The sequence below is a fragment of the Kitasatospora phosalacinea genome (assembly GCF_030268885.1).
GTDB classification, from domain to species: domain Bacteria; phylum Actinomycetota; class Actinomycetes; order Streptomycetales; family Streptomycetaceae; genus Kitasatospora; species Kitasatospora phosalacinea_C.
The window spans coordinates 211,864-227,879 of sequence record NZ_BSSA01000009.1; the positions used below are offsets into that span (position 1 = coordinate 211,864).

Below are 16,016 nucleotides of genomic sequence, written 5' to 3' on the forward strand. Positions count from 1 at the left end.
ACCCCCAGGGTGGTGAGGACGGGTGCCGACTGCGTGCGGGGCGTGCGCTGGGAACTCCCGCCCGGGGCGCGGGCCGTGGCCGGTACGCCGCCGAGGGCGCCGCGGGCGTGCCGCGGACGGGCCGGGGCGCGGGCCGTGGTCGGGCGGGTCGAACGGTTCGGAGCGGGGAGCCCGACGTCACCGCGGCGGGCCGCGGTGCGCGGTGGAACCCGGGCACGGGCATCGGAACCCGGGGCGCCCGGTGCTGTCCGGTCGACGCCGGCTGCTACGGCGTCCGGCCGTCGGCGGCCGCTGCCGCGGGGCCGGGGCCCGGCGGCGACTCACATCGTAGGAGCGGCGGACCCGGCGGCCCAGCCCCCCGGCACCCCCGGACCCGGCGGTTCCCGGCCGATCCGGCCCCCGCACCGGGCGCCCGTCCCGCCCCCGCAGCCCCGCCGCGTCCCGCGGGCCACCCCACCCGCCGCGCTGCGCCCCGGCGGGCCGCCGGAGCCGCGCGGGCGGGGTGGCCGGAACCGGCCCACCGGGTCAAGAAGAGGTCAACTCCTCCAGTTCGGCGAGGAGTTCGGAGGCGGTGACGGCGTCCAGGTCGCCGAGGCGGAGCGGGGTGCGGTCGCTGCGCCACTCGTCGTCCGGGTCGGTGCCCAGCCGCACCGCCTCGAAGGTCTGGTCGCCGAGGTGGGCGACGGCACCGACCGCGATGCCCGGGTGGAGGTCGATCACCAGGTGGCGGCCCTCCGCCAGCGGCTTGTGGAACCACACCTCCACGCCCGCGTCCTGCGGTTCGCCGCGCTGCCAGCCGCGCTTGGTCAGCCCGAGCAGCCGGCCGACCGGCACGGTGCGCCCCTCGAACCGGGCCAGCCGGCTCCCGGCCGCCTCCTGCGGCGTGAACCCGCCCGTGACGCGCCCGAGTTGCGGGAACGGCTGGACGATCTCGTAGTCGGCGAACAGCTCGGCCCAGGCGGCGAGTTCGGTGGTGGTCAGGTGCAGGGGGTGGGCGAGTCGGACGACGGCGTCCGTGGTGAGGTGGAAGGGCTCGTCGTGGACGTCGGTGAAGGTGCGGTCCTCGGCGACCCGGAAGGCGGTGCCGTCGGCCGTCCAGAGCAGGCGGCGCACCAGGTGGCCGAGCAGCGGGTGGTCGACCAGCAGGTCGGTGAACTCGCCCGTGCTCCAGGTCCGTTCGGTGACCATGGCGGTCTCCAGGCGGGCGATCTGGTCGGTGGCCAGGGTGCGGACGTCCTTCTTCAGGGTGGCGAACCGCTTGCGCTCGGCGGTGGCGCGCTCCTGGTCGTCGCGGGCGCCGGGTGCGGGCAGGTCCTTGCGCCGCCTGCCGTCGGCGTCCCGGACGTACGGGCGCAGTTGCTCGTCGAAGCCGACGGTGAACCTCCGGCTGCCGTAGTCGATGACGGTGCTGCCGTCCGCCGCCAGCTCCAGGTCCGGCACCAGGCGGTCGGCCAACTGCTGCGGGCTCAGGCCCCGTTGGGCGGCGACCGCCTCGATCCGCCGTTGGGCGTGCTGGTCCAGGTGCCTGCCGTCGGTGCGCCGGGTGAGGCCGTGCAGCTGGGCCAGGGCGGTGTCGGTGCCGATCGCGACCAGCACGTCCAGGCCGTCCACCGCCCGCTGCTTGACCTTGTGGCGCGGCCAGTTGCGCAGCACCGGGGCCAGCAGGCGGGCGGTGGCGTCGTTGCCGAACTCGCCCAGCGCGTGCAGTGCCCAGCGGTCCTTGACGGGGATCCCGGCCAGCCGCCACTGCTCGAACACCGCCCAGCAGAACGCCGCCAGCGAATCCGCCGTGCACGCCTCCCGGAGCACCGCCAGCCCCGGGTAGGGGGCGCCGGGCGCGGACAGCGCCAGCATGGTGACCAGGTGCCGCACCGCCGACTCCGGCAGCGCCCCGCCCCCGTCGGCCAGCAGCACCGGCGGCAGCCCGGCCGTCCGCAGCCAGGCCGGGAAGGCGGGCATCCGGACGGGCAGTGCGCTCACCAGCGGGTCGGTGCTCAGCAGCTCGGCCGCGGCCTGCCCGGCCGCCGCGCCGTACCGCCCGTCCACCGCCGCCAGCAGCGCGTCCCGGCCCTGCTCGGCGGCGACCAGGCGCAGCGCCTGCTCGGCGGCCCGGCGGGCCGGACCGGACGCGCCGAGCGCCTCGGGGACGAGCAGCAGCGCGCCCGCGACCCCGTGCCGGGCGAACCAGGCCCGGGCGGCCCCGTGCAGCGGCTTGGCGGTGGTCAGGCCGGTGGCCAGCAGCCGGGCGACCTCCGCGCTCAGCACCGGCAGCAGCGTCGGCCCCAGCAGCGCGGGGCGCTCGCGCACGCAGTGCAGCACGGCGGGCAGGAGCGCGGCGCCGTACTTGGCCAGCACCGGGTGCAGGAACGCGTCGCCCAGGTAGAACTGGGCCGGCCGCCAGGCGGACGCGAACGGTGCGAGCACCTCGACCGGGCCGCTCATCAGCAGGTCCCACTCGACCGGCAGCCGCCGCGGCTCCGCCAGCAGGACGCCCGGCGCGACGGCCGCCCAGTCGGTGTCCGGGCCGAAGCGCCCGTGGTCGCCGTACGGGCAGGCGAGCGCCCACTGCGCCCGCTCGCCCGGCTGCCAGACCAGCTCCGTCCCGCTGTCGGCCGCCAGGCCGTCGACCACGGCCGCCGCGCGGGCCTTCCGGGCGGTCTCCCAGGGCGCGACCACCAGCGGCGCGGGCAGCGCCCCGGCCGCCGCGACCGGCACCCGCGGCGGCCGGGAACGCTCCAGCTCGGCCAGGAACCCGGCGTCCGCCGGGTCGAGCTGCGACAGCCGGGCGGCCGGTACGGGCAGCAGCTCGGCCAGGTGCACGTCCAGCAGGTGCCGGGCGGTGACGGCGACCGGGCCGCTGCCCCGGGCCGGCGCGGCCAGGCGGCGCAGCCCGCCCACCGGCCGCCGCCGGACGGCCTCGACCAGCACCGGTGCCACCTGCGGGTCCTGGCTGTGGCCGATCAGCGCGTCCAGCGCCTCCGCGCCGGGGAACTCCAGCAGGCGCCCGGCGAGTTCGCGACGCTTGGCCGGGTCGTCCAGGGACGGGAGCGCGCCCGCCAGCAGCGGCACGCAGTCCGCGCCGAGGCCGTCGGCCAGCGTGGCGACCCGCTCCGCCGTCCAGGCGCCCGGCAGCACCTTCGGCCGGGGGCCCAGCCGGTCGACCTGCTCCCGGGTGCCGAGCGCGAGCAGCAGCAGCGTCCGCAGCAGCGGCCCCTCCTCGCCGAAGCCCTCCTGCTCCGCGACGCTCTCCGTGACCCACTCCCCGGCCCCGGGCACCAGCACCGCGGCCAGCACCCGGCGGCGCGGCGTGCTGCGGACCGCCGCCAGCGCGGCCAGCGCCTCCTCGTACGGGCCCCGGTCGGCCACGGCGAGCAACCGGCGTGCCCTGGAGAGCAGTTCGAACTGCGGCGGCACCGCGTAGTGGCCGAGCCGGCGGCCGTCGTCCCGGTAGGTCAGCTCGCCGAACGACCAGGAGCGCCGGTAGTCGTGCTCCACCTCGAAACTCTCCACCGCGGCCAGCGCCGCGAACGCCAACCCGTGCCGCGCCGCCCAGCCGTCCACCACCACGGCCGCGCCGCCCTCCTCGGGGTTCCGGACAGACGGCAGCAGCAGGGCCGTGCACGCCGCCCCCAGCGGGTCGGCCGCCCCGTCCAGGTACGCGCGGGCGGCCCGGACCAGCCCGGGGTCGCACCCCTCGGTGCCCAGCGTGTTCGCGATCGACGCACTGCGTCCGGCGACCAGCGCGTCCCCCGCCGCCACCGCCTCCGGCCCCGGCCACGCCACCTCCGCCGCGACGGCGCCGCCCCGCCGCGGCAGCACCAGCGGACGCCACGCTGCGGGCAGCACGAACGGCCCCTCGTCCGGCAGCCCGGCGCCCCCGCCGACCGCCCGGTAGCCCGCCCGCTCCTTCTGCCCGACCAGCTTCGCCAGGTGCGCCGCGGCCGCCGCCGGACCGCTCAGCTCCTTGATTTGCAGCCGCCCGCCGTCCCCGACCCGCCCGTACCGCACCCGCACCGCGGCCCCGTCGACCTCGGCCTCCCAGAACGTCGCCGAACCGCCGCCGTCGACCAGCTCCCAGCGCTGCACGCGCCCCTCCGAACCCTCGCGCTTCGTACCGGCGAGCCGCCGCACTGCCGGACGACCGCCGGGGCAGACCCTAGTCAGCGGCACCGACGCCCGGCCCGCAGGCCGGGACGCGCCGCCCGCCAGTTGCTCACCCGGCGGTCAACTCCTCCAGGTCCGCCAGGAGTTCGGAGACCAGGACGGGGGGAAGGCTGCCGAACCGCTCCTCGCCCCGGTGGTGCTCCGGCCAGTAGTGGCCCGGGGCGGTGCCGAGCCACACCGCCTCGACGGTCTGCACCACCGCCTCGGCGGGGGAGCGCAACCGGACGCCCGGGTCGAGCTGGACCACCAGGTGCCGCCCGTCCGGCAACGGCCGGTGGAACCAGCCCGCCACGCCGTCGTCGCCGTACTCGATCTCCTCGTGCCCCCAGCCCTGCCTGGTCAGGGCGAGCAGCCGCCAGACCGGGACGGTGCGCCCCTCGAACCGGTGCAGCCGGTGCCCGGCGGCCTCCTCCCCGGTCAACTCCAGTGCCGGACGCGTCAGTTGCGGGAAGGGCTGGAGGACCTCGTAGTCGGCGAACAGCTCCGTCCAGGCGGCGAGGTCGGCGGCGCTCAGGTGCAGCGGGTGGGCGAGCCGGACGGTGGCCGCCGCGGGGAGCTGGAACGGTTCGTCGTGGACGTCGGTGAAGGTGCGGTCCTCGGCGAGCCGGAAGGCGGCGCCGTCGGCCGTCCAGAGCAGCCGTCGCACCAGCTGCCCGAGCACCGGGTGCGCGACCAGCAGACCGGTGAACTCGCCCGCGCTCCACGACCGTTCGGCCACCATCGCGTCCCGCAGCCGGGCGGTCCACGCGGTGGTGAAGGCCCGGACCTCCTTCTTCAGGGCGGTGAACCGCCGTCGCCCGGCCGCCACCAGCTCCGGGTCGTCCGCGGCCGCCGCCGCGGGCAGCGCGCTGCGCCGCCTGCCGCCGGAGTCCCGGACGTACGGGCGCAGCTGCTCGTCGAAGCCGACGGTGAACGTCTGCGGGCCGTAGTCGACGACGGTGCTGCCGTCCGGCTCCAGGCCGAGGTCCGGCACCAGCCGGTCGGCGAGCTGCTCGGCGGTCAGGCCCAGCGACTCGGCGACCTCGGTGACCCGCTCCCGCGCGCGGGAGCGGAACGCCTCGGTCCGGGCCGTCCGGGCGATGCCGTGCAACTGCGCCAGGGCGTCGGGACCGCCGATGGACACCAGCACGTCCAGGCCGTCCACCGCGCGCTGGTGGGAGAGCAGCGGCAGCAGCGGGGCCAGGCGGCGGGCGGTGGCGCCGTCGCCGAACTCGCCGAGCGCGTGCAGCGCCCAGGCGTCCTTGGCGGGCGCCCCGGCGTGCCGCCACTCCTCGAACAGCGCCCAGCAGAACGCCGCCGCCGTGTCGGCCCGCAGCGCCGGGGCGACCACCGCCAGGCCCGGGTACGGCCCGCGCGGCAGGCCCAGCTGCAGCATCGCCAGCAGGTGCCGCACCGCCGCCGGGGGCAGCGCCCCGCCCCCGTCCGCCAGCAGCACCTGCGGCAGCACCTCCGGCCGCAGCCAGCGGGGCGGCTTCGGCATCCGGCCCGGCAGGGTCCGCAGCAGCGCGCCCTCGCCCAGCACCTCCGCGACCGCCTCCGCGGCCCGCTCCCCGTACCGCTGCGCCACCGCCGCGGTCAGCACCTCCGCGCCCTCCCGGAGGGCCACCAGCCGCAGCGCGTGCTCCGCCGCCCGCCGCTGCGGCCCGGCCGCGCCGACCGCCGCCGGGACCAGCAGCAGCGCCCCCGCCACGCCGTGCCGGGCGAACCACGAGCGGGCCACCGGCCGAACGGACTTGAGCTCCAGCAGGGCGTGCGCCATCAGGCCCGCGGTCTCCGCGTCCAGCACCGGCAGCAGGACGTCGACGACCTCCTCCGGGCGGTCCCGGGCGGCGAGGTGCAGCAACCGCAGCGCGGCCGTCCCGTACCGGCCGAGCACCCGCGGCAGGTGGATGCCGCTGCTGCGGTACTCCGACGGCCGCCAGTGCGCCAGCCTCGGCAGCACCAGCTCGGCCGGGCCCCAGGCCAGCAGCCGGGCCGCCTGCCAGTCGAGGACCTCCTCCGACAGCTCCCCGAGCACCTGCGCCCAGTCGGTGTCCGCCGCGTACCGCCAGTACGGGTCGCCGCCGTTCGCGAACGCCGCCTCCTCGCCCTCCCGCCACACCAGCCGGGGCTCCCGGTCGGCCACCAGCCCGGTCAGCGCCTCCGGCGCGCGGGCGGCCCGCCGCCGTGTCCACGGCGGGTCGACCAGCAGCGCGGGCAGCCGCTCCGGCGCCGCCTCCGGCAGCGGCTCCCGCGCCCCCGGCAGGGCCAGCACGAACGCGGCCTCCGCCGCGTCCAGCCGCGCCAGCAGCTCCGGCAGCCGCGGACGCCACAGCGCGACGTGCCGGTCCAGCAGCTCGCGGGCCGCCGCGGCGTCCGCCCCGCCGTCCCGCGCCACCGCCGACAGGACCCGCACCGCCCGCACCGGGTACCGCTGCACCACCTCCAGCAGCAGGGCCCGGCCGGACGGTCGGCCGATCCGCCCGACCAGCGCACGCATCGCCCCGTCGGTGGGGAACTCGGCCAGCATCCCGAGGAGTTCGCGCTCCCGCTCGCCGTACGTGTACGGGTCCACCGCGCTCGCCAGCAGCGGCGCCACCGCCGGGCCGACCCGGTCGGCGAGGGTGGCCACCAGCTCGGGCGTCCAGTCCCGGCACACCCAGCCGTACTCCGGCCCGAACCGCTCCACCTGCGCCGCGCTGCCCAGCGTCGGCAGCAGCAGCCTGCGCAGCACCTGGGCGGTGCGGCTGCGGTCCCCGGGCAGCTCGGCCAGGCACTCGTCCACCCACTCCGTCCGCTCCGGCACCAGCTGCGCGATCGCCGCCCGCAGCACCGGCGTGGTCCGCAGCTGCGCCAACTCCGCCACCACCGCGGCGTGTTCCGGCTCCGGCGCCTCGGCCAGCGCCTGCCCGGCGGCGGCCAGCAGGCCGTACTGCGCCGTCAGGTCGAGGTGCTCCTCGCCCTCCAGGTCGAGGAAGGCCGCCCGGTAGCGCCACTCGGAGCCCGTCCACTCCCGGACGAAGTCCGCCTCCAGGGCGGCCAGCACCGTCCGGACCGCGAACGACAGGCCCGTCCAGGCCGCCCGGTCCGCGAACTCCCGCCGCAGGCAGTCGGGCTCCACCGAGGTGCGGACGATCCGGGCGGCCAGCGCCGCCCCGACCGGGCCGCCCTCCCCGTGCAGGTACGCCCAGGTCTCGGCGGTCAGTTCGGGGTCGGCCCGCTCGTCGGTCAGCAGCTCCTCGATCAGCCCGGCCCGCTCGTCCAGTGCCCGGGCCTCCCGCCGGTAGGCGTCCTCCGGGTCCACCACCGGCCGCTCCCCGGCCGCCGCGACCGGGCCCCCGCTCCCGCGGCGCGGCACCACCAGGGCGTGCCAGGCCGCGGGCAGCACGAAGGCGTCCTCGTCCGGCAGCCCGGACCCCGCCTCCCCGTCGTCCGCCGTGCCGCCCCCGACCGGTCCCCCGTGCCGCATGTGCTCCTCCAACTCCCGATGATCAAAAGGCCGTTGGAGCCAGACCCTAACCGCAGCGGCGGACAGCCCGCCCGGGGGCCTGGCCGGGCGCCGAAATCCCAGCGGCTCTCCGACCACCGGGGAGGTATGTTGACGCCGTGGACTACGCGGACTACTTGGTGGAACTCCGGCGCGAACTCGACGACTTCGGCGCCCTGCTGGACGGCGACCTGTCGGCCCCCGTCGAGCACTGCGGCAACTGGAAACTGGCTGACCTGGTCGTGCACATGGCCGCCGGCAACTTCTGGGTGGTCACGGCCGTCCGGGAGCGGCACGGCGACAACTACCGGGAGTCCGACGCCCCCGGCGACCCGGACGCCCTCCGGGCCTGGTACGCCGACAGCGCGGACGACCTGGTGGCGGCCCTGTCCGTCGACCCGGCGACCGAGGCGTGGACGTTCGTCCCGCCGCACACGGTCGGCTTCTGGCGCCGCCGCCGCACCCAGGAGACCCTGGTGCACCGCTGGGACGCCGCGAACGCGCTCGGCCTCCAGCAGCCGCTCAACGCGGAACTCGCCGCCGACGGCGTCGCCGAGGTCTTCGACACCATGGCCCGGCGGATGATCGCCCGCGGCGCCGCCACCCCGCCCGACCGGGCCCTGCGCCTCATCGCCACCGACAGCGCCCGCTCCTGGACGTACGGCCCCGGCGAGCCGGTCGCGGAGGTCTCCGGCACCGCCGAGGAACTGTTGCTGATGCTGTGGGCCCGCAGGCCGCGCGAGAGCGACGCCCTGACCTGGGCGGGCGACCGCGCGGCCGGGCTGGGCGTGCTGGCCGGGCCGCTGGTCCCCTGAGCCCGCCCCGCCGGGGGAGCACCACCCCGCCGGGGGAGCGCCACCCCGCGGAGGCAACCCCGCCCGCCCCCGGCCGACCGGGGGCGGGCGGTGGGCCGTCAGCCCGCGGTCAACTCCTCCAGGTCGACGAGCAGTTCGGAGACAGTGACCGGATCCAGGTCACCGAGCCGCTCGCGCGGCTCGCGGCTGTTGGGCCAGTAGCCGTCCGGCGAGGCGCCCAGCCACACCGCCTCGAAGGTCTGGTCGCCGAACTCGTTGACGTAGCCGACCGTGATGCCCGGCTGGATCTCGACCACCAGGTGGCGGCCGTTCGGCAGCGGCTTGTGGATCCAGCCCTCCACGCCCCCGTCCTGCGGTTCGCCGCGCTGCCAGCCGCGCTTGGTCAGCCCGAGCAGCCGCCCCACCGGCACGGTGTGCTTCTCGAACCGGCGCAGCCGGTGCCCGGCGGCCTCCTCCTCGGTCAGCGCGGCCACCGGACGGCCCAGCTGGCGGAACGGCTGGACGAGCTCGTAGTCGGCGAACAGCTCGGCCCAGGCGGCGAGTTCGGCGGTGGTCAGGTGCAGGGGGTGGGCGAGTCGGACGACGGCGTCCGTGGTGAGGTGGAAGGGCTCGTCGTGGACGTCGGTGAAGGTGCGGTCCTCGGCGACCCGGAAGGCGGCGCCGTCGGCCGTCCAGAGCAGGCGGCGCACCAGGTGGCCGAGCAGCGGGTGGTCGACCAGCAGGTCGGTGAACTCGCCCGTGCTCCAGGTCCGTTCGGTGACCATGGCGGTCTCCAGGCGGGCGATCTGGTCGGTGGCCAGGGTGCGGACGTCCTTCTTCAGGGTGGCGAACCGCTTGCGCTCGGCGGTGGCGCGCTCCTGGTCGTCGCGGGCGCCGGGTGCGGGCAGGTCCTTGCGCCGCCTGCCGTCGGCGTCCCGGACGTACGGGCGCAGTTGCTCGTCGAAGCCGACGGTGAACTTCCGGCTGCCGTAGTCGATGACGGTGCTGCCGTCCGCGTCCAGGCCGAGGTCCGGCACCAGGCGGTCGCCGAGCTGTTCGGCCGTCAGGTCGAGCGACTCGGCGATCTCGGCGATCTTCTCCTGGGCGCGGGCCCTGAGCGCCTTGAACTTCACCCGCTGCGCGATGCCGTGCAGCTGGGCCAGGGCGGCGTCGGTGCCGATCGCGGCCAGCACGTCCAGGCCCTCCACCGCCCGCTGGTGGGCGTTCTGGCCCGGCCACTCGCGCAGCACCGGCGCCAGCCGCCGGGCCGTGTCGTCGTCGCCGACCTCGCCGAGCGCGTACAGCGCCCAACCGTCCGAGGAGGGCATTCCGGCCTGCAGCCACTCCTCGAACACCGCCCGGCAGAACGCCGCCACCGTGTCGGCCCGCAGCGCGTCCGCGACCACCGCCAGGCCCGGGTACGGCTCGCGCAGCTTCCCCAACTGCAGCACGGTCAGCAGATGGCGCACCGCCGGTAGCGGCAACGCCCCGCTGCCGTCGGCCAGTTGCACCTGAGGCAGCACCTGCGGCCGCAGCCAGGACGGGAGTTCGGGCAGCTTCGCGGGCAGCGCGGTCTCCAGCGGGTCGGACCCCAGCGCCTCCGCGACCACCGTCGCGACCTGCTCGCCGTAGCGCTCCGCCACCGCCGCGGTCAGCACCTCCGCACCCTCCCGGAGGGCCACCAGCCGCAGCGCGTGCTCCGCCGCCAGCCGGGCCCGACCCGCCTTGCCGACCGCCGCCGGAACCAGCAGCAGCGCCCCCGCCACCCCGTGCCGGGCGAACCACGAACGAGCCACCGGCTGAACGGACTTGAGCCGCACCAGGGCGTCCGCCATCACGCCCGCCGCGACCGCGCTCCGCACCGGCAGCAGCACCTGCGCCGCGTGCGCGGGCCGGGCCAGCACCGCGGCGTGCACCAGCCGCAGCGCGGCCGTGCCGTACTTCGCCAGCACCGGCGGAAGCTGCGCGTCACCGTCCGCCAGCGCGTTCGCGTTCCAGGAGTCCAGGAGCGGGGTCACCAGCTCCGCCGGGCCCTGCGCCAGCAGGCGGCAGCACAGCCAGGACGAGCCGAGCTGGGCCACCCGCTGCGCCTCCGCCGCCCAGTCGGTGTCCGCCGGGTAGCTCCAGTAGTGCGCGGCCGTGGCCGCGAACGCCGCCGACTCGCCCTCCTCCCAGTGCAGTTCCGCCCGCTCGTCGGCGGTGACACCGGTCAGCACCTTCGGCTTGCGGGCGGTGCGCGGCCGCGCCCACGGCGGGTCGACCAGCAGCGCGGGCAGCCGGTCCGCCGGCGCCTCCGGCAGCGGCTCCCGCGCCCCCTCCAGATCCCGCACGTACGCGGCGACCTCCCCGTCCAGCCGCGCCAGCAGCTCCGGCAGCCGCGGACGCTCCACCGCGACGTGTCCGTTGAGCATCTGCCGGGCCGCCGCCCCGGCCGCACCACCGCGCCGCGCGGCCGCCGACAGCACCCGCACCGCCCGCACCGGGAAGCGCTCCACCGCCGCCAGCAGCGCCAGCCGGACGGGCTTCTCGGTGATCCGGTCGACCAGCTCGCCCATCGCCGCGTCGGTCGGGAACTGCGCCAGGTACCCGGCGTACTCGCCCAGCCGGTCGCCGTCGTGCCCGAACCGCTCCAGCGCCCCCGTCACCAGCGGCGCCGCGCCCGGCCCCGCCCCGTCGGCGAGGGTGGCCACCACCTCGGTCGTCCAGTGCACCCACGCCCAGCCGCCCTCCGGAGCGGCCCGCCGCGCCTGCTCGGCGCTGCCGACCGCGGACAGCAGCAGCGTCTGCAGCACGGCGTCCGCCGCCTGCCCGTGTCCGGACGCCTCGCTCAGGCACTCCTCCACCCAGTCCGTCCGCTCCGGCACCAGGAACGCGCCGGCCGCCCGGCGCAGCGGGGTGTCCCGCAGCGCGGCCAACTCCGCGACCACGGCGGCGTGTTCGCCCTCCGGCGCGGCGGCCAGGGCCCGGCGGGCGATCGCCAGCAGCTGGAACTCGAGGAGCAGCGAGTGGCGGCGCGGGTCGTTCAGGTCGAGGGCGGTCAGCCTGCTCCACTGCCGACCCATCCGCGCCCAGACGGTGTCCACCTCGAAGGACGCCACGGCGGCCCGCACCGCGACGCCCAGGCCGAAGCGCGCCACCCAGCCCGCGAACTCCCGCTCCTGCCAGCCCGGTTCGGCCGGAAGGCGGGTCATCGCCGTCACCGCCATCAGCCCCGCCGGGTCCAACTCCCCGGCCAGGTACGCCCGGACGGCGGCCACCGGCCCCGGGTCGGACTCCCCGGCGGTCAGCACCTGCTCGATCGCCTCCCGCCGCTCGGCCACCCGCCCGGCCTCCGCCGCGGCCACCTCCGCCGCGTCCACCACCGGCCACTGCTCCGGCAGCGGCAGCGGCACCGGCACCCCGCCGCGGCGGCGCGGCAGCACGTGCTCGCGCCACGCCTCGGGCAGCACGAACGCGTCCTCGTCCGGCAGGGCGGCGGTGGCAGCGGTGGCGGGGGCGTCGGCGTCGGGGGCAGCGGGCCCGGCAGGCGCCCCGGTTCCGGCAGGCTCCTCGGCCTCGGCACCGACGCCCGGGCCCCCGTCCGCGCCGCCCCCGTCCACCGCCAGGTAGCCCTTGCGCTCCTTCTCCGCGACCAGCTTCGCCAGGTGCGCCGCGGCCGCCGCCGGATCGGCCAGCTCCTTGACCAGCAGCCGCCCCTCGGTACCGATCCGGCCGTACCGCACCCGCACCGCGGCCCCCGCGGCCCCGGCCTCCCAGAACTTCGCCGAACCGCCGTCGACCAGCTCCCAGCGCCGCACTCGCCCCTCCAGACACGCCGACCGACCACGAACCGGTCGGCCACCTGGGGGAACCCTAGCGAGCGGCCCGGACAGCCCCGGGTCCGGAACCCCCGCTCAGAACCCCCGCTCGGGACCCCGCTCGCTGCCGCCGGACTGGGCGGCCAGCGTCTGGGTGGCGATCACCGCGGCCTGGACGCGGCGCTCCACGCCGAGCTTGGCCAGCAGCCGGGAGATGTGGTTCTTGACGGTCTTCTCGGCCAGGAACACCCGCTCGCCGATCTGCCGGTTGGTCAACCCCTCGCCGATCAGCGCGAGGATCTCCCGCTCCCGGTCGGTCAGCTGCGGGAACTCCGGCGCGGGCGCCGGGGCCTCGCCGCGCAGCCGGGCCATCAGCCGGGTCGCCGCGCCGGGGTCGAGCATCGACTGCCCGGAGGCGACCGTGCGGATCGCGGTGACCAGGTCGGTGCCGCTGATCTGCTTGAGCACGTAGCCCGCCGCGCCCGCCATGATCGAGTCGAGCAGCGCCTCCTCGTCGTCGAAGGAGGTGAGCATCAGGCAGGCCAGTTGCGGCATCCGCGAGCGCAGCTCCCGGCAGACGGTCACGCCGTCGCCGTCGGGCAGCCGCATGTCCAGCACCGCGACGTCCGGACGCAGCGCGGGCACCCGGGCCAGCGCCTGCTCGACCGTCCCGGCCTCGCCGACCACCTGCAGGTCCGGCTCCGAGTCCAGCAGGTCGTGCACCCCGCGGCGGACCACCTCGTGGTCGTCCAGCAGGAACACCCTGATCGGCGCCGAACCCTCGGACATGGCAGCAACTCCTCCTCGCAGACCCCTGACACCCGGCAGTCTGTCAAACCCCGCCCGCCCACCGACAGGGCCACCCGCCCCCGGCCCGGCCCGGAACCCGGTCCCGACCGGTCCTCGACCCGGTCCCGACCGGCCCTTGACGCCCGCTGCCCGGACGTGCTCGAACCGCCGCCGTCCCCGATCGCCCCGCTCGACCGACCCGCCCGCCCCGCCGCTCAGCCGCCCCCGTCCCGGCGCCCTCCGCCGTCCGACCAGGGCAGCGCCCGCCCCGACCAGAGCGGCTCCACCCGCCGCCAGGCGCGCTCCCAGGAGTCCGCCGCCCGCCGCTCCAGCACCCGCAGCCGCCAGCGCAGCCCGACCGCCCCGCCGCCCGCCACCGCCCCGAACACCAGCAGCCCGAGCAGCCCCCGGTCCACCACCCCGTACGGCACGGCCGCCAGGTCGGCCGGGAGCAGCCACCCGGGCAGCAGCCGCACCGGGACGAGCCGGGCCGCCGCCGCACCGGCCGCCAGGGCCGCGGCGAGCGTGCAGCACGCCAGGGCGACCGCCCGCCGCCGGGCACGGTCCACCCCGCGGCGGAGCGGGTTGCACCGCGCACCCCGGCCCCGCCGGTGCTGCGCCCCCTGACGGCGGTCGGACCGGCGGCGGGTCAGCAGGCGCACGGACGGGCGGCGCGGGTGGGGCACGCGCGGATTCCTCTCCTCGGTGGCGCGACCGGCCCCCGTGGGCGGTCGCACCGCTGGCAGCGTTCCGGAGCGGCGCGGTGCGCGGATAGGGCCGGGCGGTCCCGCCCGCGGGGCCGATGGTCCCGAACCGGACGAACCGGTACGAACCCCGGCACGGGGGCAAACCGTACGCCAAGCCCGTCCCAACGGTCCGTCAACGCCCCGGGACCGGTGCGCTGCTGGGCCAAAGGGTGGGGCTACGCTCCAGCCTGCCCCGGACGGCGGCGGACGTGACCTACATTGACGTGGGAGTTCGCCCGGCGGGCCGGAGCGCCCGGCGAGCCCGGGGCCCCACCCCACGAACAGGAGCCGGCACAGTGGTCGACCCCGCCCCCGCGGACGCAGGAACCCCCCGGCAGCGACTGCGGGCCTGGCTGCTCGAGGGCCTCGCCGACATGGCCAAGCAGCACCCCGGCCCGCACGCCCAGGCCACCGACCAGCAGCACGGCCAGCGCTGGTGGAAGGTGATGTGCCTGACCGGCCTGGACTACTTCTCCACCCTCGGCTACCAGCCCGGCATCGCCGCCCTCGCGGCCGGCCTGCTCTCCCCGGTCGCCACCGTCGTGCTGGTGCTGGTGACCCTGTTCGGCGCGCTGCCGGTCTACCGCCGGGTCGCCCAGGAGAGCCCGCACGGCGAGGGCTCGATCGCCATGCTGGAACGCCTGCTGTCGTTCTGGAAGGGCAAGCTGTTCGTCCTGGCCCTGCTCGGCTTCGCCGCCACCGACTTCCTGATCACCATCACCCTCTCCGCCGCCGACGCCACCGCCCACCTGGTCGAGAACCCGCACCTGCGCGGCGCGCTCGGCGGCCACCAGGTGCTGATCACCCTGCTGCTGATCGCGGGCCTGGGCGCGGTCTTCCTCAAGGGCTTCAGCGAGGCCATCGGGGTGGCGGTCGTCCTGGTCGGCGTCTACCTGGCGCTGAACGTGGTGGTGGTCGCCGTCGGCCTGTGGCACGTGGTCACCGCGCCGTCCCTGGTCACCGACTGGACGCACGCCCTCAGCCTGGAGCACGGCAACCCGGTCGCGATGATCGGCGTCGCCCTGGTGGTCTTCCCCAAGCTCGCCCTCGGCCTGTCCGGCTTCGAGACCGGCGTCGCCGTCATGCCGCACATCGAGGGCGACCCCGACGACACCGAGCAGCGCCCCACCGGACGCATCCGCGGCGCCCGCAAACTGCTCACCACCGCCGCCGTAATCATGAGCTGCTTCCTGATCACCACCAGCTTCGTCACCACCCTGCTCATCCCCGCCGACGACTTCCAGCCCGGCGGCCCCGCCAACGGCCGCGCCCTGGCCTACCTCGCCCACCACTACCTCGGCGGCGCCTTCGGCTCCGTCTACGACCTCTCCACCATCGCCATCCTGTGGTTCGCCGGGGCCTCCGCGATGGCCGGACTGCTCAACCTGATGCCCCGCTACCTGCCCCGCTACGGCATGGCCCCGCACTGGGCCCGCGCGGTGCGCCCGATGGTGCTGGTGCTCACCGCGATCGCCTTCCTGGTCACCTGGCTGTTCGACGCGGACGTCGACAAGCAGGGCGGCGCGTACGCCACCGGCGTGCTCGTCCTGATCACCTCCGCCGCGATCGCCGTCACCATCGCCGCCCGCGCCGCCCGGCAGCGCGCCTGGACCGTCGGCTTCGCGGTGATCGCCGCGGTCTTCCTCTACACCACCGCGATCAACATCGCCGAACGCCCCGACGGCGTGAAGATCGGCGCCTGCTTCATCGCGGGCATCGTGCTGGTCTCGCTCGCCTCCCGGCTCGCCCGCGCCTTCGAGCTCCGGGTCACCGACGTGCAGTTGGACGAGGTCGCGGAACGCTTCGTGCGCGACACCGCGCACCGCACCATCCGCTTCATCGCCAACGAACCGGCCGGCCGCGACCTCGCCGAGTACCGCGACAAGGTCCACCAGATCCGGGCCGACAACGACATCCCGCCCGAGGACGACCTGGTCTTCGTCGAGGTCACCGTCCTCGACCCGTCCGACTTCGAGGCCGAACTGCACGTCCGCGGCGAGGTCCTGCACGAGCGCTACCGGGTCCTGACCCTGGAGCACTCCAGCATCCCCAACGCGCTCGCCGCGATACTGCTGCACGTGCGCGACACCACCGGCCAGCTCCCGCACATCTACTTCGAGTGGACCGAGGGCAGCCCCTTCGCCCAGTTCCTGCGCTTCTTCCTGTTCGGGCAGGGCGAAGTCGCCCCCGTCACCCGCGAAGTGCTGCGCGAGGCCGAGTCCGACCGGGCCCGCCGCCCCCGCGTCCACGTCGGCTGACG

7 protein-coding genes are annotated in these 16,016 nt (G+C 76.8%); 2 read left to right on the forward strand and 5 right to left on the reverse strand.

Annotated features, from left to right (window positions below):
* Positions 1-525: 525 nt before the first annotated feature.
* A complete protein-coding gene (locus QSK52_RS16045; RefSeq protein ID WP_285736732.1) occupies positions 526-4,086 on the reverse strand; it encodes a DUF4132 domain-containing protein in 3,561 nt (1,186 codons plus the stop codon).
* 127 nt (positions 4,087-4,213) lie between these two features.
* Positions 4,214-7,624 (reverse strand): DUF4132 domain-containing protein, encoded by a 3,411-nt coding sequence (locus QSK52_RS16050; protein ID WP_285736733.1) that lies wholly within the window; start codon positions 7,622-7,624, stop codon positions 4,214-4,216.
* 125 nt (positions 7,625-7,749) lie between these two features.
* Here QSK52_RS16050 and QSK52_RS16055 point away from each other — a divergent pair, with 125 nt between their 5' ends.
* The gene (locus QSK52_RS16055) at positions 7,750-8,445 is read left to right on the forward strand and encodes a maleylpyruvate isomerase family mycothiol-dependent enzyme (RefSeq protein WP_285736734.1); all 696 of its coding nucleotides are present in this window, start codon (positions 7,750-7,752) and stop codon (positions 8,443-8,445) included.
* 98 nt (positions 8,446-8,543) lie between these two features.
* On the opposite strand, the gene QSK52_RS16060 is transcribed toward QSK52_RS16055, so the two are convergent.
* The 3 genes from QSK52_RS16060 to QSK52_RS16070 form a co-directional block, all read right to left on the reverse strand.
* Positions 8,544-12,221: a DUF4132 domain-containing protein gene (locus tag QSK52_RS16060; RefSeq protein WP_285736735.1), complete on the reverse strand. Its 3,678-nt coding sequence runs from the start codon at positions 12,219-12,221 to the stop codon at positions 8,544-8,546.
* Positions 12,222-12,317: 96 nt separating this feature from the next.
* Positions 12,318-13,010, reverse strand: coding sequence for a response regulator (locus tag QSK52_RS16065; RefSeq protein WP_285736736.1), 693 nt, complete (start codon positions 13,008-13,010; stop codon positions 12,318-12,320).
* Between the two features lie 215 nt (positions 13,011-13,225).
* Entirely contained in the window at positions 13,226-13,579 is a 354-nt protein-coding gene (locus QSK52_RS16070; RefSeq protein ID WP_285736737.1) for a hypothetical protein, read from the reverse strand.
* A 551-nt stretch (positions 13,580-14,130) separates the two neighbouring features.
* Between QSK52_RS16070 and QSK52_RS16075 the strand changes: the two genes are divergently transcribed.
* On the forward strand, positions 14,131-16,014 hold the full coding sequence (locus tag QSK52_RS16075) for an amino acid transporter (RefSeq protein WP_285736789.1): 1,884 nt from the start codon (positions 14,131-14,133) through the stop codon (positions 16,012-16,014).
* Positions 16,015-16,016 lie beyond the last annotated feature (2 nt).